17 protein-coding genes are annotated in these 20,630 nt (G+C 59.0%); 13 read left to right on the forward strand and 4 right to left on the reverse strand.

What is annotated here, in order from left to right; genetic code table 11:
• The first annotated feature begins 20 nt into the window (after positions 1-20).
• The 9 genes from secD to AB7M29_RS08530 all read left to right on the forward strand — a co-directional run bounded on the left by secD (position 21) and on the right by AB7M29_RS08530 (position 10,367).
• On the forward strand, positions 21-1,889 hold the full coding sequence (secD, locus tag AB7M29_RS08490; protein WP_454246705.1) for a protein translocase subunit SecD: 1,869 nt from the start codon (positions 21-23) through the stop codon (positions 1,887-1,889).
• A gap of 9 nt (positions 1,890-1,898) precedes the next feature.
• Entirely contained in the window at positions 1,899-2,813 is a 915-nt protein-coding gene (gene secF / locus AB7M29_RS08495) for a protein translocase subunit SecF (RefSeq protein ID WP_123719898.1), read from the forward strand.
• 121 nt (positions 2,814-2,934) lie between these two features.
• Complete coding sequence (locus tag AB7M29_RS08500) at positions 2,935-3,486, forward strand: glycine zipper 2TM domain-containing protein (protein WP_123498043.1); 552 nt, start codon at positions 2,935-2,937, stop codon at positions 3,484-3,486.
• Positions 3,487-3,619: 133 nt separating this feature from the next.
• Entirely contained in the window at positions 3,620-4,516 is an 897-nt protein-coding gene (gene xerD, locus AB7M29_RS08505; RefSeq protein ID WP_019651849.1) for a site-specific tyrosine recombinase XerD, read from the forward strand.
• A 267-nt stretch (positions 4,517-4,783) separates the two neighbouring features.
• Positions 4,784-5,515: a bifunctional protein-disulfide isomerase/oxidoreductase DsbC gene (gene dsbC / locus AB7M29_RS08510; RefSeq protein WP_217856781.1), complete on the forward strand. Its 732-nt coding sequence runs from the start codon at positions 4,784-4,786 to the stop codon at positions 5,513-5,515.
• 132 nt (positions 5,516-5,647) lie between these two features.
• Positions 5,648-6,952, forward strand: coding sequence for a homoserine dehydrogenase (locus AB7M29_RS08515; protein ID WP_052964768.1), 1,305 nt, complete (start codon positions 5,648-5,650; stop codon positions 6,950-6,952).
• A gap of 66 nt (positions 6,953-7,018) precedes the next feature.
• Complete coding sequence (thrC, locus tag AB7M29_RS08520) at positions 7,019-8,428, forward strand: threonine synthase (RefSeq protein ID WP_217856780.1); 1,410 nt, start codon at positions 7,019-7,021, stop codon at positions 8,426-8,428.
• A gap of 133 nt (positions 8,429-8,561) precedes the next feature.
• The gene (locus AB7M29_RS08525) at positions 8,562-9,917 is read left to right on the forward strand and encodes a transporter substrate-binding domain-containing protein (protein WP_217856779.1); all 1,356 of its coding nucleotides are present in this window, start codon (positions 8,562-8,564) and stop codon (positions 9,915-9,917) included.
• Positions 9,918-10,079: 162 nt separating this feature from the next.
• Positions 10,080-10,367, forward strand: coding sequence for a DUF3509 domain-containing protein (locus AB7M29_RS08530; protein ID WP_008014014.1), 288 nt, complete (start codon positions 10,080-10,082; stop codon positions 10,365-10,367).
• A gap of 170 nt (positions 10,368-10,537) precedes the next feature.
• Here AB7M29_RS08530 and AB7M29_RS08535 read toward each other — a convergent pair whose 3' ends face one another.
• Together AB7M29_RS08535 and AB7M29_RS08540 are read right to left on the reverse strand one after the other, a co-directional pair.
• Positions 10,538-11,464 (reverse strand): TIGR02285 family protein, encoded by a 927-nt coding sequence (locus tag AB7M29_RS08535; RefSeq protein ID WP_217856778.1) that lies wholly within the window; start codon positions 11,462-11,464, stop codon positions 10,538-10,540.
• Positions 11,445-12,644 (reverse strand): CaiB/BaiF CoA transferase family protein, encoded by a 1,200-nt coding sequence (locus AB7M29_RS08540; protein WP_217856777.1) that lies wholly within the window; start codon positions 12,642-12,644, stop codon positions 11,445-11,447. The genes AB7M29_RS08535 and AB7M29_RS08540 overlap by 20 nt, the downstream gene beginning before the upstream one ends.
• Positions 12,645-12,791: 147 nt before the next feature.
• On the opposite strand from AB7M29_RS08540, the gene AB7M29_RS08545 reads away from it, so the two are divergent.
• From AB7M29_RS08545 to AB7M29_RS08555, 3 genes are all read left to right on the forward strand, one after another.
• The gene (locus tag AB7M29_RS08545; RefSeq protein ID WP_007897614.1) at positions 12,792-13,334 is read left to right on the forward strand and encodes a YaeQ family protein; all 543 of its coding nucleotides are present in this window, start codon (positions 12,792-12,794) and stop codon (positions 13,332-13,334) included.
• A gap of 66 nt (positions 13,335-13,400) precedes the next feature.
• On the forward strand, positions 13,401-15,110 hold the full coding sequence (gene recJ / locus AB7M29_RS08550) for a single-stranded-DNA-specific exonuclease RecJ (protein ID WP_123360679.1): 1,710 nt from the start codon (positions 13,401-13,403) through the stop codon (positions 15,108-15,110).
• A gap of 268 nt (positions 15,111-15,378) precedes the next feature.
• Positions 15,379-16,485: an NADH:flavin oxidoreductase/NADH oxidase gene (locus tag AB7M29_RS08555; RefSeq protein ID WP_217856776.1), complete on the forward strand. Its 1,107-nt coding sequence runs from the start codon at positions 15,379-15,381 to the stop codon at positions 16,483-16,485.
• Between the two features lie 204 nt (positions 16,486-16,689).
• Here the strand turns inward: AB7M29_RS08555 and AB7M29_RS08560 are convergent, their stop codons facing one another.
• The gene (locus AB7M29_RS08560; RefSeq protein ID WP_217856775.1) at positions 16,690-18,315 is read right to left on the reverse strand and encodes a glucan biosynthesis protein D; all 1,626 of its coding nucleotides are present in this window, start codon (positions 18,313-18,315) and stop codon (positions 16,690-16,692) included.
• Positions 18,316-18,777: 462 nt separating this feature from the next.
• On the opposite strand from AB7M29_RS08560, the gene AB7M29_RS08565 reads away from it, so the two are divergent.
• Positions 18,778-18,963 (forward strand): hypothetical protein, encoded by a 186-nt coding sequence (locus tag AB7M29_RS08565; protein WP_123360676.1) that lies wholly within the window; start codon positions 18,778-18,780, stop codon positions 18,961-18,963.
• Positions 18,964-19,138: 175 nt separating this feature from the next.
• Here the strand turns inward: AB7M29_RS08565 and AB7M29_RS08570 are convergent, their stop codons facing one another.
• Positions 19,139-20,563 carry a gamma-aminobutyraldehyde dehydrogenase gene (locus AB7M29_RS08570; protein ID WP_217856774.1) on the reverse strand — a complete coding sequence of 475 codons (1,425 nt, stop codon included), beginning with the start codon at positions 20,561-20,563 and terminating at the stop codon, positions 19,139-19,141.
• Positions 20,564-20,630: the final 67 nt, after the last annotated feature.

Here is a 20,630-nt window from a genome sequence, read left to right on the forward strand (position 1 = left end):
CGTCATAAGCGGGCGGCGTGATGCTGAACAAATACCCTCTGTGGAAATACATTCTGATCCTGGCGGTGCTGGCGATCGGTCTGATTTATTCCGCTCCCAATCTATACCCTGATGACCCGGCCATTCAGGTCAGCGGTGCAAGCACTGCACTGCAGGTCACTCAGGCTGATCTGGATCGTGTGAGCACCGCGCTCAAGGAATCCGGGATCAACGTCAAGGCGGCCACCCTGGCTGCGGGCGGCAAGGGCGGTCTGATCCGTCTGACCAAGGCTGAAGATCAGCTGCCAGCCAAAGACGTCGTGCGCAAGGCATTGGGTGATGACTACGTCGTTGCACTGAACCTGGCACAAACCACCCCGCAATGGCTGCGCAGCCTTGGCGCGCACCCGATGAAGCTGGGTCTGGACTTGTCCGGTGGTGTGCACTTCCTGCTGGAAGTGGACATGGACAAAGCCCTCGACGCACGCCTGAAAGTCTACGAAGGCGACGTCAAGAGCCTGTTGCGCAAAGAGCGTCTGCGCTATCGCAGCCTGCCGCAACTGGGTGGTGCCATTCAGCTGGGCTTCACTGATGAAGCAGCCCGTGAAGAAGCGCGTGCGCTGATTCGCAAGAACTTCAACGATTTCGACATTGTTCCGGCCGACCTCAATGGCCAACCGGTACTGCGTCTGGCGATGACCCCGGCCAAGCTGGCGGAAATCCGCGAATATTCCATCAAGCAGAACTTGACCACGGTACGTAACCGCGTCAACGAGCTGGGTGTTGCCGAACCTATCGTTCAGCGCCAAGGCGCCAACCGCATCGTGGTTGAGCTGCCGGGCGTGCAAGACACCGCAGAAGCCAAGCGTATCCTCGGCAAGACGGCCAACCTTGAGTTCCGTCTGGCGGCTGAGCCTGGCGCTTCGAAAGCCACTTCCGAGTCGTTCGAGTTCCGTGAAGGCAATCGTCCTCCGGCACTGATCGAGCGTGGCCTGATCATCACCGGTGACCAGGTGACTGACGCCAAGGCTGGCTTCGGCGAGCAAGGCACGCCAGAAGTGAACATCCGTCTGGATGGCCACGGTGGCGAGCTGATGAGTCGTGCGACTCGCAACAACGTCGGCCGCAGCATGGCGGTGATCTTCATCGAACAACGTCCTGTCACCACTTACACCAAGCAAGTGGTCAACGGCGTCGAGAAAGACGTACCGGTTCAGACGTTTAAAGAAGAGAAGAAGATCATCAGCCTGGCGACCATCCAGTCGCCACTGGGTGCCCAGTTCCGCATCACTGGCCTGAACGGCCAGGGCGAATCGTCCGAACTGGCACTGCTGCTGCGTGCCGGTGGTCTGGCGGCTCCGATGTACTTCGCTGAAGAACGTACCATCGGCCCAAGCCTGGGTGCTGACAACATCACCAAAGGTATCGATGCATCGCTGTGGGGCATGCTGTTTGTCTCGCTGTTCATCATGGCCATCTACCGCTTCTTCGGCCTCATCGCCACCGTCGCGTTGACGGTGAATATGGTGATGCTGCTGGCCTTGATGTCGCTGCTGGGTGCCACGCTGACCCTGCCGGGTATCGCCGGTATCGTATTGACCATGGGTATGGCGGTCGACGCCAACGTACTGATCTTCTCGCGGATACGTGAAGAGATTGCGGCTGGCATGACTGTGCAGCGGGCAATCAACGAAGGCTTCGGCCGGGCATTCACCGCGATTCTCGACGCCAACCTGACAACCTTGTTGGTGGGCGGGATTCTCTTTGCCATGGGCACCGGCCCGGTCAAAGGCTTCGCAGTGACCATGTCCCTCGGGATCTTTACCTCGATGTTCACGGCCATCATGGTGACCCGCGCGATGGTCAACCTGATCTTCGGCGGTCGTGACTTCAAGAAGTTGTGGATTTAAGGGGCTGCCATGTTACGTACAATCAACTTCATGGGCGTTCGCAACGTTGCGTTCGGCGTCACATTGTTCCTCACGGCATTGGCATTGTTCAGTGTCGCCACCAAGGGCATGAACTGGGGCCTGGACTTCACCGGCGGTACGCTCATCGAGCTGACCTACGAGCGTCCGGCCGATGTCACCAAGGTGCGTGAACAGCTGGTTACATCGGGTTATCACGAGGCGATCGTACAGAGCTTCGGTGCGACTACCGATTTGCTGGTGCGCATGCCAGGTGAAGACCCGCAGCTGGGTCACCAGGTGGCCGAGGCCTTGCAGAAGGTCGGTGGCGACAACCCAGCGGTGGTCAAGCGCGTCGAGTTCGTCGGCCCTCAGGTCGGTGAAGAGCTGCGCGACCAGGGCGGCCTCGGCATGCTGATGGCGCTGGGCGGTATTTTGATCTACCTGGCTTTCCGCTTTCAGTGGAAGTTTGCGGTCGGTGCGATCGTGTCCTTGATCCACGACGTGATCGTGACCATCGGCATCCTGTCGTTCTTCCAGATCACCTTCGACCTGACGGTACTGGCGGCGGTGCTGGCGATCATCGGTTATTCGCTCAACGACACCATCGTGGTATTCGACCGGGTTCGTGAGAACTTCCGGGTACTGCGCAAGGCCAGCCTGATCGAGAACATCAACATCTCGACCACGCAAACCCTGCTGCGGACCATGGCGACGTCGATCTCCACATTGCTGGCGATCGCGGCCCTGTTGTTCTTCGGTGGCGACAACCTGTTCGGCTTCTCCATTGCCCTGTTCATCGGTGTTCTGGCGGGTACTTACTCGTCGATCTACATCGCGAACGTGGTGCTGATCTGGCTGAACCTGAGCAGCGAGGACCTGATTCCTGCTGCGGCGGTAGAGACGGAAGTCGACGACCGTCCATAACGGTTATCGCTTTTCCAGCTGTAGGCCGAGAAGGCGCGAGTATTGAACTCGCGCCTTTTTTTATGCTCCAAGGCTGGGAGAAGCGCGGGTTTGTCCCGTCTGTGATGGTCAGGAGGTTCATGTGAACAAGTCGTTGCTGGTTGGTGCGGTATTGGGTGCTGTCGGTGTCACTGCCGGGGGTGCTGTTGCCACCTACAACCTGGTTAAAAGCGGCCCTGAGTATGCGCAAGTGTTGGCTGTTGAGCCGGTCAAGACACAAATCAAAACTCCACGTGAAGTGTGCAAGGACGTTACGGTTACCCGGCAAGCGCCGGTAAAAGATCAACACCAGATCGCCGGTACGGTGGTCGGCGCGCTGGCGGGTGGCCTGTTGGGCAACCAGATCGGCGGCGGTACAGGCAAGAAAATCGCCACAGTGGCCGGTGCGGTCGGCGGTGGTTATGCGGGTAACAAGGTGCAGGAAGGCATGCAGGAGCGTGATACCTACACCACCACTCAAACCCGCTGTAACACCGTGAATGACATCAGCGACAAGGTTGTAGGCTACGACGTTCGTTATTCGCTGGATGGCAAGGAAGGCAAAGTGCGGATGGATCGCGATCCGGGCAACCAGATTCCGGTCGACAAGGAAGGCAAGTTGATCCTGGGGCAAAACGAACCGGCTCAACAATAAGCTGAGCGCCTCAAGCAAAAAGAAGCATCCCGCAGGGGATGCTTTTTTTGTGCCTGAATTTTATGTTCACCGCCAGCGTGCTATGAAAGACTCTTCATTTTTCGCGGCCTTACGCCTGCCTGTCTGAGATTCCATGCCTGCCATCGATCATCCCCTGATAGACCAGTTCCTCGACGCCCTGTGGCTGGAAAAAGGCCTTTCCGATAACACCCGCGATGCCTATCGCAGTGACCTGGCCCTGTTCAACGGCTGGTTGCAGGAGAAGGGCCTGGAACTGATCAACGCTGGACGCGAGTTGATTCTTGATCACTTGGCCTGGCGTCTGGAGCAAAACTACAAGCCCCGTTCTACGGCGCGGTTTCTTTCCGGTGTGCGTGGCTTCTATCGCTATTTACTGCGGGAAAAGTTGATCGCTGTCGATCCGACATTGCGCGTCGATATGCCGCAATTGGGTAGGCCGTTGCCTAAATCCTTGTCGGAAGCCGATGTGGAAGCGCTACTGGCAGCGCCAGACCTGAGCGAAGCCATCGGTCAGCGTGACCGCGCCATGCTTGAGGTGCTTTATGCCTGTGGTTTGCGGGTCACGGAACTGATCAGCCTGACGCTGGAACAGGTCAACCTGCGCCAGGGCGTGCTGCGGGTGATGGGCAAGGGCAGCAAGGAGCGGCTGGTGCCGATGGGCGAAGAGGCGATTGTCTGGGTCGAGCGCTACATGCGCGATGCCCGTGGCGAACTGCTGGGCGGGCGTCCCAGCGATGTGCTATTCCCCAGCCTTCGCGGCGAACAGATGACCCGCCAGACCTTCTGGCATCGCATCAAGCACCAGGCCAAGGTCGCCGGGATCGGCAAGTCGCTGTCGCCGCATACCCTGCGTCATGCCTTTGCCACGCACTTGCTCAACCACGGTGCCGACCTTCGAGTGGTGCAAATGCTGCTCGGCCACAGCGATCTCTCGACCACCCAGATCTATACTCACGTCGCCCGCGCACGGTTGCAGGACCTGCACGCCAAACATCACCCGCGCGGTTAATGCAGTTCCTGGAATGGAAATGCTTACCTGTGGTGAGGGGGCTTGCCCCCGTTCGGCTGCGCAGCAGTCGTGAACCGGGTTTCGCGGTCGATCTGATGAAATCGGGTGACAGATTTTGGGGCTGCTGCGCAACCCAACGGGGGCAAGCCCCCTCGCCACGGGGGCCTTATGTGGTAGGCTTTGCCGGTTTGTACGATGGGCGGTTATGACCCGGTGTTTTGGCACGGGCGTTCTGATCGTCCCATTTGTCCGCCTTCAGGAGTTCTCATGCGTCTGACCCAGATTTTCGCCGCCGCAGCCATTGCGTTGGTCAGCACCTTTGCCGTCGCCGATGACGCGGCCGACAAAGCCATTCGTAAAAGCCTGGAAAACCTCCAGCTCGAAGTGCCGGTAGAAAGCATTTCCGCCAGCCCGTTGCCTGGTCTGTACGAAGTCAAACTCAAGGGCAGCCGCGTACTCTACGCCAGCGCCGACGGCCAGTACGTGGTTCAGGGCTACATGTTCCAGCTCAAGGACGGCAAGCCGGTCAACCTGACCGAGAAGACCGAACGCCTGGGCATTTCCAAGCTGGTCAACGAGATTCCGGTCGCGGAAACCGTGGTTTACCCGGCCATCGGCGAAACTAAATCGCACATCACCGTCTTCACCGACACCACCTGCCCGTACTGCCACAAATTGCATGCCGAAGTGCCTGAGCTGAACAAGCGCGGCATCGAAGTGCGTTACGTCGCGTTCCCGCGCCAGGGCCTGGGCTCACCGGGTGACGAACAGCTGCAAGCGGTCTGGTGCTCGAAAGACAAGAAAGCCGCCATGGACAAAATGGTCGATGGCAAGGAAATCAAGGCCGCCAAGTGCGAGAACCCGGTTTCAAAACAGTTCGCCCTCGGTCAGTCGATTGGCGTGAACGGTACGCCGGCCATCGTTTTGGCCGACGGACAGGTCATTCCGGGCTACCAGCCTGCGCCACAAGTCGCCAAACTGGCACTGGGCGCGAAATAGTTTCGCATCGTCACGGTCAGCCTTGACGATCATGGTCTGGCGGCAACATTGTCGGGCCATTAATAGAGAGCCGCGAGTATGCGGTTGTTTTCACGGCCGGCCTTGAGTCGGCCGTTTTATGGGGAGTTCACAGTGAAACCGGTCAAAGTAGGCATCTGTGGGTTAGGGACCGTCGGTGGCGGTACCTTCAACGTACTTCAGCGCAACGCCGAGGAAATTGCTCGTCGTGCCGGGCGTGGAATCGAAGTGGCACAAATTGCCATGCGCACGCCAAAGCCTCAGTTCCAGACGACCGGTATTGCGATTACCAACGATGTGTTCGAAGTGGCCACGAACCCAGAGATCGACATCGTTATAGAGCTGATGGGCGGCTACACCGTTGCCCGCGAGCTGGTACTCAAGGCCATCGAGAATGGCAAGCATGTGGTCACCGCGAACAAGGCACTGATCGCCGTTCACGGTAATGAAATTTTCGCCAAGGCTCGCGAGAAGGGCGTCATTGTGGCGTTCGAAGCGGCCGTGGCCGGCGGCATCCCGGTGATCAAGGCGATCCGTGAAGGCCTGTCGGCCAACCGCATCAACTGGGTCGCCGGCATCATCAACGGCACCGGCAACTTCATCCTCACCGAGATGCGCGAGAAGGGTCGCACCTTCGAAGACGTACTCGCCGAGGCCCAAGCCCTGGGTTACGCCGAAGCCGATCCGACCTTTGACGTCGAAGGCATCGACGCAGCCCACAAGCTGACGATCCTGGCGTCCATCGCGTTCGGCATTCCGCTGCAATTCGATAAGGCTTACACCGAAGGCATCACCAAGCTGACCACCGCTGACGTGAACTACGCCGAAGCGCTGGGCTATCGCATCAAGCACCTGGGCGTGGCGCGCAGCACCGCGGCCGGTATTGAGCTGCGTGTGCACCCGACGCTGATCCCGGCCGATCGCTTGATCGCCAACGTCAACGGCGTGATGAACGCAGTGATGGTCAACGGTGATGCTGCCGGTTCGACCCTGTTCTACGGTGCTGGCGCGGGCATGGAGCCGACGGCTTCGTCGGTGATCGCCGACTTGGTGGACGTGGTTCGCGCCATGACTTCCGACCCGGAAAACCGCGTACCGCACCTGGCTTTCCAGCCGGACTCGCTGTCGGCCCATCCGATCCTGCCGATCGAAGCCTGCGAAAGCGCGTACTACCTGCGCATTCAGGCCAAGGATCATCCGGGCGTGTTGGCTCAGGTGGCGAGCATCCTGTCGGAGCGCGGCATCAACATCGAATCGATCATGCAGAAAGAAGTCGAAGAGCATGACGGTCTGGTGCCAATGATCCTGCTGACGCACCGTGTGCTGGAACAGCACATGAACGACGCGATCACCGCCCTGGAAGCCTTGGAAGGCGTGGTCGGCCCGGTCGTACGGATCCGCGTCGAGCACCTGAACTAAGCCGTTATCGTTCACCGGGCTCGCACGCGGGCCCGGCATTGCGAACACTGTCTATTGGAGCCAGTCATGCGTTATATCAGTACCCGCGGCCAGGCACCGGCCCTGAATTTCGAAGATGTCCTGCTGGCCGGTCTCGCCACCGACGGCGGTCTGTACGTCCCGGAAAACCTGCCACGTTTTACCCAGGAAGAAATCGCTTCCTGGGCCGGCCTGCCGTATCACGAGCTGGCCTTCCGGGTGATGCGCCCATTCGTGACCGGCAGCATCCCCGATGCCGATTTCAAAAAGATTCTTGAAGAAACGTATGGCGTGTTTTCCCACAACGCCGTGGCACCGTTGCGTCAGCTGAATAGCAACGAATGGGTAATGGAGCTGTTCCACGGCCCGACCCTGGCGTTCAAAGACTTCGCCCTGCAATTGCTGGGTCGTCTGCTCGACTACGTGCTGGAAAAGCGCGGCGAGCGCGTGGTGATTGTTGGCGCTACCTCCGGCGACACCGGTTCGGCGGCGATCGAAGGTTGCAAGCACTGCGAAAACGTCGACATCTTCATCCTGCACCCGCACAACCGTGTGTCCGAAGTGCAGCGTCGCCAGATGACCACCATCTTCGGCGAGAACATCCATAACATCGCCATCGAAGGCAACTTCGATGACTGCCAGGAAATGGTCAAGGCCAGCTTCGCCGACCAGAGCTTCCTCAAGGGCACGCGTCTGGTGGCGGTGAACTCTATCAACTGGGCGCGGATCATGGCCCAGATCGTTTACTACTTCCACGCGGCCCTGCAACTGGGTGGCCCGGCGCGTTCGGTGTCGTTCTCGGTGCCGACCGGCAACTTCGGCGATATCTTCGCCGGTTACCTGGCGCGCAACATGGGCTTGCCGATCAACCAGTTGATCGTCGCCACCAACCGCAACGACATCCTGCACCGCTTCATGAGCGGCAATCAGTACGTCAAGGAAACCCTGCACGCCACGCTGTCGCCGTCCATGGACATCATGGTGTCGTCGAACTTCGAACGCCTGCTGTTCGACCTGCACGGTCGCAACGGCGCGGCGATTGCCGGTTTGATGGACACCTTCAAGCAGGGCGGCGGTTTCAGCGTCGAAGAGGAACGCTGGACCGAGGCACGCAAACTGTTCGATTCGCTGGCCGTGGACGACGCCCAAACGTGCGAAACCATTGCCGAAGTCTTTGAGCAAACCGGCGAGCTGCTGGACCCACACACTGCCATCGGCGTGAAGGCCGCGCGCGAATGCCGTCGCAGCCTGGATATCCCGATGGTGATCCTCGGCACGGCCCATCCGGTCAAATTCCCGGACGCAGTGGAAAAAGCCGGTGTAGGAAAAGCGCTCGAACTACCTGCACATCTTTCTGATTTGTTTGAACGAGATGAGCGTTGCACCGTATTACCGAACGACCTGAAAGCCGTGCAGGCCTTTGTCAGTCAGCATGGCAACCGCGGCAAGCCGCTGTAACCGGTAAAAGCTGTCACATTTTGAAGCCCGTCTCCTGACGGGCTTTCTCATTTCTGCATGCCACACTTGTCGGGTTTCGTAAAAGAAGAGCCGCCCATGAAGGACGGGCGAGACGATCACCAAGGAAGTGGCAATGCTGTTTTTTAGAGGGTTTAAACCAGCCGTGTGCTGGATGTTTTTATTGGGCGCCCTGGGCTTTGGGCAATGGGTAAAGGCCGCACAATTGGCGACACATGAATCCCGGGAGTCAGCCACCGTCGCACGCATTGAGCTGGATGCTCAGGAGCGGCAATGGATTGCTGAACATCCGATGGTTATCGTGGCGTCGGCGCAGTACCCGCTGTATCTGTTCAAGGATGAGCACGGTCACTGGAGCGGTTTGAACAACGATGTGCTCAACCGCATCAGCGCCATGACAGGGTTGCGGTTCGTCCATGAAGAGTCGTTTTCCACCGACCAACTGCTGGAGCGGCTGGAAAGCGGCGCGGCGGACATGAGCACGACGCTGGCAATGAATGACGAGCGCAAGGTGTTTCTCGATTTCAGCCATGCGTTCGGCGGGGCGGGCTGGGTGCTCGTGGGGCTGGCAGGTACGCCAGCGTTACAGTCCCTGGAACAGCTTTCGAAAAGAGTCCTGGTGCTGCCGACCCGGCACGCCCTGGAAGGTGTGATTCGTCGTGACTACCCGGCGATCGAGCTGCGCTCGGTCAAAACCTACGCTGAAGCCCGGGCACTGGTGGAAAGTGGCGAGGCCTACGCCACCATTGAAAACGAAATCGGAGCGCAGCTCTACCCCTTGGGCCGGCTCAAGGTAGGGCATGCAGTGGAAGGCAAATGGGAGGCTGATCATTTGGCAGTCCGCAAAGGACAGCCGCAGTTATTGAGTATCCTCAACAAGGCGCTGGAGGCATTTCCCCCCGCCGAGTTACGCGCCATGCGGCTGCAATGGCTGAGCGGAATTGCGCCGGTACACGCGCCCTCAGCCTGGCAGCGGATAACCCAGTGGGGTTGCTGGAGCATGTTCATCGTTAGCCTGTTCGGCTTGCTCTCATTGCTTTGGAACCGTCGGCTCGCTGTACTGATCAAGCAACGTCGGGACGCCGAGAAAGACCTCAATGACCAGCTCGCATTCCAGCACGCGTTGATAGACGCCATGCCCGATCCGATGTTCGTGCGTGATCTGGAAGGGCGTTTGATCATGTGCAACAAAAGTTATGAGGAGCGCTTGTCGACCCGTTTCGACCAGGTTCAGGGGCGACAATTGATCGAACTCGACGTCTTGCCCAAAGAGACCGCCGAGCAGCTGCACGCCGAATTCATGGCCCAGCTCGGTACTCACAAGACCCGCTTCAGCGAACGTCAGTTAACGTTCAAGGATGGCGTCAGGGACATCTACCAGTGGACGGTGCCGTTCTACAGTGCGGACGGTCAATTGCGAGGACTGCTGGGCGGATGGAGCGACATCGGCAAGCGTACAAGGCAGGTGTGAATCAGCTGTTTTTTTACTGTCATCTTTACCGTGCATGCTCTAACTACCAGAGGCGCCGGTGCGCCTGCCGTTGGAATCCAGAACTTTCTTCTCGGGCCTGTGGTCATTTACTGTGGACACGCCCCAGGCACTTTGTTTTCGGACTATTGAGTGGTGATCGAGATGGAAAGTATCAGTCTATTGCTCGGTGAGGCTCTAAGCCCGTATCTGGTCAAGTTGACCCCATCGGGTGCCCATGGCGAATGCCTGGTGACGCTGAAGAGTACGAGCGGCGCTATCGTGGTCGAACGGGCGTTCAATCAGGCCCAGTTAACCGATAAACGTCTGCTGACGGATGTCGTCGACGGATTGCACCGCGACGTGCTGATCGCTGAAGGACGTCTGGAGCCCTGTGTCATCGCGGCGTTGCGCAATGCTGCTCAGGACAAGATCCTGGCCAGCCGAAATTGAATTGTTTTTTGTGGGAACCTTCCTGCGCCAAGGTCAGTCAGACCATGTAACAGCAGGATCAAGCATTGTGCTCCGGTGCTTGTAGCTTGTTGCCACTGGTCTTTATGTAGGCCACGTTTAACCCCGAGTCGTCTCCCCACTTCTCGGGGTTTCTTTTTGCCTGCGATTTGTCACTGCGCGGCCTGACGCTCGAAAAAGGCCCTGGTTTCTTCCAGGTAGTCCTTGCGTCTTTGCGGATCGAGCCAGTCGGCGTACAGCGGGTCCAGGCGCTCGCGGGGCAGGGCGCGCAATAGCTTATTGATTTCACTGATTGCCTGTCGCCCCTGGGGCGTATTCGAGCAACCGATGTACCCGGACAAGTATTTGCCCGTGCCTTTGACCGGATAGAATTCCAACTGCTCATCGGTAATATTTTCCTGACGAGCCTGGTAGCGGATTTCCGGCCAGTAACCCAAGACCACCTGCAAACGACCCAGGCGCTGCATCTGTAACAGACTGCCGAGGGCGTTGTTGCCGTAGTGAGGCGCCAGCACGCCGGGCGGCGCCTGTTGCAGCAGCGTGTCGAGGAACTGACCGTAACGGCGCTCGGCCACTACACCGACTTTTTCTCGACGGCTGGCCAACAGTGCTGCCAAATCGACTTCATCGCCAATGAGAAAGGGCTCCAGCACCGACCGATCTTCGCGTCGAATCACCAGCCCATTGCTGACCGCCCGGAAAGCCGGAATGGAAAAGGCGATCCATTGTTCGCGCTCCTCGCTCCAGATCAGCGAAGGGTCGCAGGTAAAGGATTTTTCATGGAGCATTTGCATGCCACGGGCGCGATTGACCCGCATCAGGGTGTGTTCGTATTGCGGCATGCCGGCGATCAACAGCGGCATCAGTTGATCGATAACCCCCTGGCCTTTTTTCGGGCCTTCGAAAATCGTCACGGGCGGCAGATCGCGCAGCAGCCAGAGCAAATGCTCTTTAGGTTGCGCTTGGGCCGGGGACATCAGTCCCGCCAACAGCCCGAGCGCCGTCAGCGCGCGACCTATGCCGGCGTAATCGATGACTGATGAAAGCAGGCGCTTCAGCTTAGATGGCCCCGTCTTCACGCAACCGTGTGATCTGTGCCGAGTCGTAGCCAAGGTCCTGGAGTACTTGCGCATTGTGTTCACCCAGCTGCGGCCCGACCCATTCGGAGCTGCCGGGTGTTTCAGAGAGTTTTGGCACAATGCCGGGCATCTTGAAGTCCTTGCCATCGGGCAGCTTGGCTTGCAGGAACATTTCCCGGGCCAGGTACTGCGGATCGCTGAACATGTCTTCGGCGCTGAAAATCCGGCTGGCAGGCACGTCGGCCTGATTCAGTTGCTCGATCACCGCGTCCAGCGGCAGTGAGTTGACCCAGCGATCGATCACCCCGTAAATCTCGTCGCGACGGCTATCGCGTCCGTCATTGCTGACCAGCACAGGATCGTTGGCCAGGTCTTCGCGACCGATGATCAGCATGAAACGCTTGAAGATCGCATCGCCATTGGCGCCGATCTGCACGTGTTTGCCGTCGGCGCTGGTGTGAATGGAGGAGGGCGTGATGCCCGGCATGATGTTGCCGGTGCGTTCGCGGATGAAGCCGAACACATCGAACTCCGGGACCATGCTTTCCATCATGGCGAAGATCGCTTCGTACAGCGCCACGTCCACCACTTGGCCCAAGCCGCCGTTGACCTCGCGATGACGCAAGGCCATCAGTGCGCCGATCACGCCCCAGAGCGCGGCAATCGAGTCGCCGATGGAAATCCCGGTACGCACTGGCGGCCGGTCCTCGAACCCGGTGATGTAACGCAAGCCGCCCATGGATTCACCGACCGCACCGAAGCCTGGCTGATCCTTCATTGGCCCGGTCTGACCAAAGCCTGAAAGCCGCACCATCACCAGTTTCGGGTTCAACGCATGCAAGACTTCCCAGCCCAGCCCGAGTTTTTCCAGCACGCCGGGGCGAAAATTCTCGATCAGGATGTCCGCTTCGCTGAGCAGCTGTTTCAGAATAGCCAGGCCGTCCGGGTGTTTCAGGTTCAGGGTCAACGACTTCTTGTTACGCGCCTGAACGAACCACCACAGTGAAGTGCCTTCATACAACTTACGCCATTTGCGCAATGGATCACCGCCGTCCGGGGACTCGATCTTGATCACTTCGGCGCCGAATTCGCCGCAAATACGCGAGGCAAACGGCCCGGCAATCAACGTACCCAATTCGATGACTTTCAGACCGGAGAGCGGTTTGTTGGAGAACGGCATGCTGAATCCTGTAGGACAAAGGCTGAGCGGATGCAGAGTTTTAACATAGGCCGACGTCTGTCGCCCAAAGTTGATCGCCTTCAATTCGTTGATTGCCTGTTGCATCGGTTAGACTTGCCGCCTTTCCCCGTATCAAGAAGCCCGTTCATGGCCCAGCCGTCCACGACCTACAAGTTTGAACTGAACCTCACCGACCTCGACCGCAGCGTCTACGAGAGCGTGAAGCAGACCATCGCCCGTCACCCTTCGGAAACCGAAGAGCGCATGACCGTGCGGCTGCTGGCCTACGCCTTCTGGTACAACGAGCAGTTGTCCTTCGGTCGCGGTCTGTCAGACGTGGATGAGCCAGCGCTGTGGGAAAAGAGCCTGGATGATCGTGTCCTGCACTGGATCGAAGTCGGCCAGCCAGACGCCGATCGCCTGACCTGGTGCTCGCGCCGCACCGAGCGCACCAGCCTGCTGGCTTACGGCAGCCTGCGTGTCTGGGAAACCAAAGTGATCCCGGCGATCAAAAACCTGAAGAACGTTCACATCGCCGCTGTGCCCCAGGAAGTGCTGGAAACCCTGGCCAAGGACATGCCGCGCGTTATCAAGTGGGATGTGATGATCAGCGAAGGAACGATTTTCGTCACCGACGACCGTGGTCAGCACGAAGTCCAGTTGCAATGGCTGAGCGGTGAACGCGGCTGATTATTTGCCGCTGAACCGCGTTACCCGGTTTTATCCTACGTATTCAAGAGAAGCACCTGTCACCCCATGCGCATCGAACCTCGCCTGTTGCCCGACACCCTGCCATTCCTCGGTGATATTCCACCGCTGCTGACCCGCCTTTACGCGGCGCGTGGCGTGCAGTCCGAGGCTGAACTGGACAAGAGCCTGGCGCGGCTGATTCCGTATCAGCAGCTCAAAGGCATCGATGCGGCGGTCGATCTGCTGGTGACGGCCCTTGAGCAGCGTCAGCGGATTCTGATCGTCGGTGACTTCGACGCCGATGGTGCGACGGCCAGTACCGTGGGCATGCTGGGGTTGCGCCTGTTGGGCGCGGCGCATGTCGACTATCTGGTGCCGAACCGGTTCGAGTACGGCTACGGCCTGACGCCGGAGATCGTCGAAGTGGCGCTGACCCGCGAGCCGCAACTGCTGATCACCGTGGACAACGGCATCTCCAGCGTCGAAGGCGTGGCGGCGGCGAAAAAGGCCGGGCTCAAGGTGCTGGTCACCGATCACCACTTGCCCGGCGATGAGTTGCCGTTGGCCGATGCCATCGTCAATCCGAATCAGCCGGGGTGCGAGTTTCCGAGTAAAGCCCTGGCCGGTGTAGGGGTGATCTTCTATGTGCTGATGGCCCTGCGCGCGCGCTTGCGCAGCCTGGGTTGGTACGAAAGCAAGCCGCAGCCGAACATTGGCGAACTGCTGGACCTGGTGGCGCTGGGCAGCGTCGCCGACGTGGTGCCGCTGGATGCCAACAACCGGATTCTGGTGCATCAGGGCCTGGAGCGAATTCGCGCCGGGCGCGCGCGGCCGGGGATCAAGGCGATCCTTGAAGTGGCCAAGCGCGACCATTCGCGCATTACCTCCACCGACCTGGGCTTCATCCTCGGCCCGCGTCTGAACGCGGCGGGGCGTCTGGATGACATGAGCCTGGGCATCGAATGCCTGCTCACCGAAGACGCGGGCGCTGCCCGTGAGATGGCCGCTCAGCTGGATGGCATGAACCAGGACCGCAAATCCATCGAGCAGGGCATGCAGCGTGAGGCGCTGGCCCAGCTCAAGGATTTGCCAGTGGAATCGATGCCGTTCGGCCTGTGCCTGTTCGATCCCGAGTGGCATCAGGGCGTCATCGGTATCCTCGCGTCGCGTATGAAAGAGCGCTATTTCCGTCCGACCATTGCCTTTGCCGATGCCGGCGATGGCCTGCTCAAGGGCTCGGGGCGTTCGGTTCAGGGTTTTCACATTCGCGATGCCTTGAGCGTGGTCGCGGCGCAGCATCCGAACCTGATCAGCAAATACGGCGGCCACGCCATGGCGGCCGGCCTGACCTTGCCGGAAGCGAATTTTCCGTTGTTTGCCGAGGCCTTTGACGCAGAAGTGCGTAGGCAATTGCGTGAAGAAGACCTGACCGGGCGCCTGCTGTCGGACGGCACTTTGGCGGTCGAAGAGTTTCACCTGGAACTGGCCCGTGCCCTGCGCCACGCCGGGCCTTGGGGGCAACACTTCCCGGAGCCGCTGTTTCACGGGGTGTTTCAGTTGGTCGAGCAGCGTGTTGTGGGTGAACGACACCTCAAAGTGGTGCTGAAGAGTGAATGTGGTTCGGTGAAGCTGGACGGCATTGCCTTCGGTATCGACCGTGATATCTGGCCAAATCCGACCATCAAGTGGGTTGAATTGGCTTACAAGCTCGACCTCAATGAATTTCGTGGCAACGAGACTGTGCAGTTGATGATTGCCCACATCGAACCGCGTTAAGCCCTTCGCGAGCAAGCCCGCTCCCACAGGATCTGCGCAAATCCTGTGGGAGCGGGCTTGCTCGCGAAAGCGATCTTTCTGACACCCAATCTCTCGGAACCCTCCCTCATCCCCCGATGTCGACTAGGCTCTAAGCACTGCTTGATTATCCTTGTGACGTCTTGTCGAATTTTTTGCCCGCGGGGGCGGGTGCTGCACCTTTTTCCTGTCACTCGTCGACTATTCAAACAGAACCCTGGAGCCTGCCCACTGATTCGAGAGGTGCCCCATGAGTCTGCTGCTTGAACCCTATACCCTTCGTCAATTGACCTTGCTTAACCGCATTGCGGTATCACCGATGTGCCAGTATTCCAGCGTGGATGGGCTGGCCAATGACTGGCATCTGGTCCACCTCGGCAGCCGTGCTATCGGCGGGGCTGGTCTGGTATTCACCGAAGCCACGGCGGTCACCGCTGATGGGCGCATTACCGCCCAGGACCTCGGTCTCTGGAATGATCAACAGATCGAATCCTTGCAGCGTATTACGCGCTTCATCTCCGCCCAAGGCGCCGTTGCCGGCATCCAGTTGGCTCATGCCGGGCGCAAGGCCAGCACGCATCGGCCGTGGCTCGGCAAGCATGGCAGCGTCAAGCCGGAAGACGGTGGTTGGGTCCCGGTCGGCCCTTCGCCGATCGCTTTCGACCCCCAGCACACCCCACCCAAGCAGCTCGATGACGGTGAGATTGCGGACATCATTCAAGCTTTCGTCGATTCGGCCAAACGGGCGCTGACTGCTGGTTTCAAAGTGGTCGAAGTACACGCCGCCCACGGTTACCTGTTGCACCAATTTCTTTCGCCCTTGAGCAATCAGCGGCGCGATCAGTATGGCGGTTCGTTCGAGAATCGAATTCGGCTGGTGCTGCAAGTCACCGAAGCGGTGCGCGCCGTGTGGCCTGAAGAGTTACCAGTGTTTGTGCGGGTGTCGGCCACCGATTGGGTGGAAGACGGCTGGAACCCCGATGAAACGGTGGAGTTGGCGCGACGCCTCAAAGATCTGGGCGTAGACCTGATCGACGTCTCATCGGGTGGTACGGCGGTAAACGCCGAGATTCCTACAGGCCCCGGTTACCAGACCCGTTTCGCCGAGAGGGTACGCAAGGAGTCAGGCATTGCCACCGGCACCGTAGGAATGATCACCGAACCGGCCCAGGCCGAGCACATTCTGCGTACCTGTCAGGCCGACATCATCTTCCTCGCCCGAGAGTTGTTGCGTGATCCGTATTGGCCGCTGCATGCCGATGACGATCTGGGCGGGAACAAGGCTATCTGGCCGGCGCAATACCAGCGGGCCACCCATCGTGACCAGCCGATTCATGAATCGGATTTGCGTGATTGAATGTTGCTGTAAAAAAAGCCCCGGTCGTGTTGACCGGGGCTTTTTGATTCTTGGGTCGGGATATTAGTTGGCTGTTCGGCCGTCTTCGCGAGCAAGCCCGCTCCCACAGTGGATCTTCATGGTGCACAGATTCCGTGTACGACAAAGTTCACATGTGGGAGTGGGCTTGCTCGCGAAGGGGCCATTTCAGACCCCGACTAACACTCAGGTGTACTTACGCTTCTCCGGTGCCGGCGGGAAATACTGGTACAACCAGGTTTCACTCAATGTCCGGTCATTGGTGCGAATGAACAACCGCAGCTCCACGGGGGCCACGCTGTCATTGGTCGGGTACCAGTCGAAAGTAATGCGGTAGCCCTTGATGTCATCAAGCACCAACACATTGAAGTCCTTCACCTGGCCGTTAGAGCAGGTCACCACCGGTTCGATCCCCGCGCCTTCGGGCAAGCGGTCCAGACCACCACCGGTAAAGTCCACGGCAAAGCGTCGCGCCCAGACTTCCGGGTAATGCTCGCCCGGCGCCCAGCCTTCAATGAAACCACCCATGCCCGAACGGGTCGCGTGGACCCGCGCCAGCGGCGTACTCACCGGCGGCAGGGCGCTCCAATAGAGCTTGTAGCCGTAGTTGAGAGAATCCCCGGCCGCGACCGGTTTTTTCGGCGTCCAGAACGCGACGATGTTATCCAGGGTCTCGCCGGTTGTAGGAATTTCCAGCAAATCGATGGAGCCTTCGCCCCACGCGGTTGTAGGTTCTACCCACAGGCTCGGGCGCTTGCTGTACCAGTCGACGGTGTCCTGATAATTGGCGAACTCGTGATCGGTCTGCACCAAGCCGAAACCTTTCGGATCGGTGTCGGCAAAGGCATTGAATTGCAGGGTGGCCGGGTTATTCAGCGGGCGGCAGATCCACTCGCCATTGCCGCGCCACATGGCCAGGCGATCGGAGTCGTGGATTTGTGGGTGAATCGTGTCGCACATACGCCGTTCATGGGTGCCGCAGCTGAACATGCTGGTCATCGGCGCGATACCCAGTTGCTCGATGGCGGTGCGGGCATTGACGTGGGCATCGACTTCCATCACCACACGCTCGGCTTGGCAATCGATATCAAAACGGTAGGCGCCGGTGGCGCTCGGCGAATCGAGCAAGGCATAAACCACGAAGCGGGTGCTGTCCTTGTCCGGGGTTTCGAACCAGAACTTGGTGAAATCCGGGAATTCTTCGCGCTTCTTGGCGTAGGTATCGATTGCCAGGCCGCGGGCCGACAGACCGTACTGGCCGGTGGCATCTACCGCGCGGAAATAGCTGGCGCCGAGGAACGACAACACGTCGTGCTGATCCAGCTCCGGGGCCTTGAACAGCTTGAACCCGGAGAAACCCAGATCGCCTTTGAGCTGTTTAGTGTCGACAGTGGTTTTTTCATAGTTGAACAGCGACGGGCGGAAATGCACCTCGCGCGCCAGTCGAGTCTTGGGATCGACGCTGTACATGCGCACCGGTTGCTTGAAACCCATGCCGACGTGGAAAAACTGCACGTCCAGCTGACCTTTCAAGTCCTTCCACAGCGAGTGATTACCGTCGTAGCGGATCGCGTTGAAGTTCTGCGGGGTCATGGTCGCCAGCGTTGGCGGCAGCACCTGCTTGGTGTCCTGATAGGGCTTGCCGGCGAGCTGTTTGGCCTGGCTCTTCAGCGCTTCGAAGTCGAACGCCACAGCGTCGCCATCAGCGGTGCTGCTGCCAGCCCAGGCGCGTGCAGCCAATAGGCCGGTGGCCGAAAGACCAGTGTAAGCCGCGATGGCCATGGAGGCTTTGAGCAAATTCCTGCGGTGCATAAGTACAACCTGTCGTGAACAATCCCGCGCCGTTCCTGGCACGTGCTGGATCAGAAATATCGGTTCGGACATGCCTTGGCCAAACGCAACGGACTAGGGGGCGTTCTCAGTTAATTTCCCCGGCGGGGAAATTAATTGAGAACGCCCCCTAAAGAGATGCCAAATACTTTAAACCGTTCGGTTGCAGAGCAAAAATGATTGATGGCACAGCGACAGCGCGGCAATGAAACAAGACATTTCAGGTAACGTTTCTCACAGCACTTTCTGATTTATAGGGCATATCTGCTTTTTTCGACTAATTACTCTAAAAACGCTTTTCAGCGCCGATTTAATTTCTATTCTATGGGGCATGACCGGTTTCGGCCCTTCAGACCGGTGGGTTCAGCGGGTACAAGGTGACCGCTGAAGTGATAGGGCGATGCGGTTTTGAAGTTTTCTCTGACGTATAGAAGGACATCGTCCATGTCGAAAGTACAAGGCATCACTGAAATATTAGGAATCTTCCCCTGCCTGGCCATCGGTCGGCGAAGGCGTCGGCTCAGTTCGGAGGAGTTGAAGTTGGTGGAGCGGTATCGCGAGCTGTCGGAGAGTGATCGGATTGCGATGCGGTATCTGGTGGATGCGATGCGCAGTGTTTCGCGGTTTTGAGCGGAGGAGGTTTCCGTGAGAGCCATTTGGCTTTTACGGAGTTAAACCGCCGGCGTCTGCCTTGATTGTGCGGTGAGGCATTCGCGGGCAAGTCGGATCGCCGCACCGCTCGCTCAGGTTTTGTGTCGATCAAACGACGCGATCCCTGTAGGCGCGAGGCTTGCCCGCGAAGCTTTTAATGCTTGAACATCACATGCCGCACAACGGTGTAGTCCTCCAGCCCATACATCGACATGTCTTTCCCATAACCGGACAGTTTCTGACCGCCGTGAGGCATTTCGCTGACCAGCATGAAGTGGGTGTTCACCCATGTGCAGCCGTACTGCAGGCGTGCAGACAGGCGATGCGCGCGACCAACGTCCGCGGTCCAGACTGACGACGCAAGGCCATAGTCTGAATCGTTGGCCCAGGCGAGTGCTTGGGCTTCATCGGTGAATTGGGTGACCGACACTACCGGCCCGAATACCTCGCGGCGCACGATCTCGTCGTCCTGTTGCACGTCGGCCAGCACCGTCGGTTCAAAGAAGAAACCGTTGCCTTCCACCGCTTTGCCGCCAGTGATCAAACGAATGTGTGGTTGCGCCATCGCACGCTCGACCAATCCGGTCACGCGGTCGCGATGTTGTGCGCTGATCAACGGGCCAAGCTCCGTCGATGGATCGTCCTGCAAGCCGTACTTGATACTGCTGACGGCCGCACCGAGCTTCTCGACGAACTGGTCGTAGATGCCTGCTTGCGCGTAAATACGGCAGGCGGCGGTGCAATCCTGACCAGCGTTGTAGAAACCGAAGGTGCGAATGCCTTCCACGGCGGCGTCGATGTCGGCATCGTCGAAGATGATCACCGGCGCCTTGCCACCCAGTTCCATGTGCATGCGTTTGACGTTGCCGGCGGTGCTGGAAATGATGTTCGAGCCGGTGGCGATGGAGCCGGTCAGCGACACCATGCGCACTTTCGGGTGAGTGACCAGTGGGCTGCCGACCGTAGGACCACGACCGAATACCAGGTTAAGCACGCCAGCCGGGAAGATTTCCGACGCCAGTTCTGCCAGGCGCAGGGCGGTCAGTGGGGTTTGTTCCGACGGCTTGAGCACCACGGTATTACCGGCGGCCAGGGCCGGGGCGATTTTCCAGGCGACCATCATCAGTGGGTAGTTCCACGGCGCGATGGAGGCAATCACGCCCACCGGGTCGCGGCGGATCATTGAGGTGTGTCCGGGCAGGTATTCCCCTCCCAGCGCGCCGCTCATGCAACGGTTGGCGCCGGCGAAGAAACGGAACACGTCGGCAATCGCCGGGATCTCATCGTTCAGCGCAGCGCTGTAGGGTTTGCCGCAGTTGTCCGACTCCAGTTTGGCCAGCTCTTCGCCATGGGCTTCGATGATGTCGGCGAGTTTGAGCAGCAGCAACGAGCGTTCTTTCGGCGTGGTTTGCGACCAGGCTTCGAAGGCGTTGTCGGCGGCCCGCACGGCGGCGTCGACCTGAGCTTCGCTGGCTTCGTTGATTTCTACCAGCACACGGCCGAGGGCCGGGTTGAACACGGCTTGGGCAGGGCCGTCGCCATTGACGAGTTGGCCGTTGATCAAGAGTTTGGTTTGCATGGCTATGTCCTCATCGAAGCGATTGTATTTCCTCTATGGGAACCGGATCTAATGTGGGAGCGGGCTT

This window comes from Pseudomonas sp. F-14 TE3623, from assembly GCF_053629015.1.

Excerpts from the sequence above, each read along its gene's own strand:
- AB7M29_RS08565 (WP_123360676.1), top strand. The coding sequence starts at position 18,778 with ATGTCGAAAGTACAAGGCATCACTGAAATATTAGGAATCTTCCCCTGC.
- dsbC (WP_217856781.1), top strand. The coding sequence starts at position 4,784 with ATGCGTCTGACCCAGATTTTCGCCGCCGCAGCCATTGCGTTGGTCAGC.
- thrC (WP_217856780.1), top strand. The coding sequence starts at position 7,019 with ATGCGTTATATCAGTACCCGCGGCCAGGCACCGGCCCTGAATTTCGAA.
- AB7M29_RS08570 (WP_217856774.1), bottom strand. The coding sequence starts at position 20,563 with ATGCAAACCAAACTCTTGATCAACGGCCAACTCGTCAATGGCGACGGC.
- recJ (WP_123360679.1), top strand. The coding sequence starts at position 13,401 with ATGCGCATCGAACCTCGCCTGTTGCCCGACACCCTGCCATTCCTCGGT.
- AB7M29_RS08540 (WP_217856777.1), bottom strand. The coding sequence starts at position 12,644 with ATGCCGTTCTCCAACAAACCGCTCTCCGGTCTGAAAGTCATCGAATTG.
- secD (WP_454246705.1), top strand. The coding sequence starts at position 21 with ATGCTGAACAAATACCCTCTGTGGAAATACATTCTGATCCTGGCGGTG.
- AB7M29_RS08555 (WP_217856776.1), top strand. The coding sequence starts at position 15,379 with ATGAGTCTGCTGCTTGAACCCTATACCCTTCGTCAATTGACCTTGCTT.
- xerD (WP_019651849.1), top strand. The coding sequence starts at position 3,620 with ATGCCTGCCATCGATCATCCCCTGATAGACCAGTTCCTCGACGCCCTG.
- AB7M29_RS08530 (WP_008014014.1), top strand. The coding sequence starts at position 10,080 with ATGGAAAGTATCAGTCTATTGCTCGGTGAGGCTCTAAGCCCGTATCTG.
- secF (WP_123719898.1), top strand. The coding sequence starts at position 1,899 with ATGTTACGTACAATCAACTTCATGGGCGTTCGCAACGTTGCGTTCGGC.
- AB7M29_RS08545 (WP_007897614.1), top strand. The coding sequence starts at position 12,792 with ATGGCCCAGCCGTCCACGACCTACAAGTTTGAACTGAACCTCACCGAC.
- AB7M29_RS08525 (WP_217856779.1), top strand. The coding sequence starts at position 8,562 with ATGCTGTTTTTTAGAGGGTTTAAACCAGCCGTGTGCTGGATGTTTTTA.
- AB7M29_RS08560 (WP_217856775.1), bottom strand. The coding sequence starts at position 18,315 with ATGCACCGCAGGAATTTGCTCAAAGCCTCCATGGCCATCGCGGCTTAC.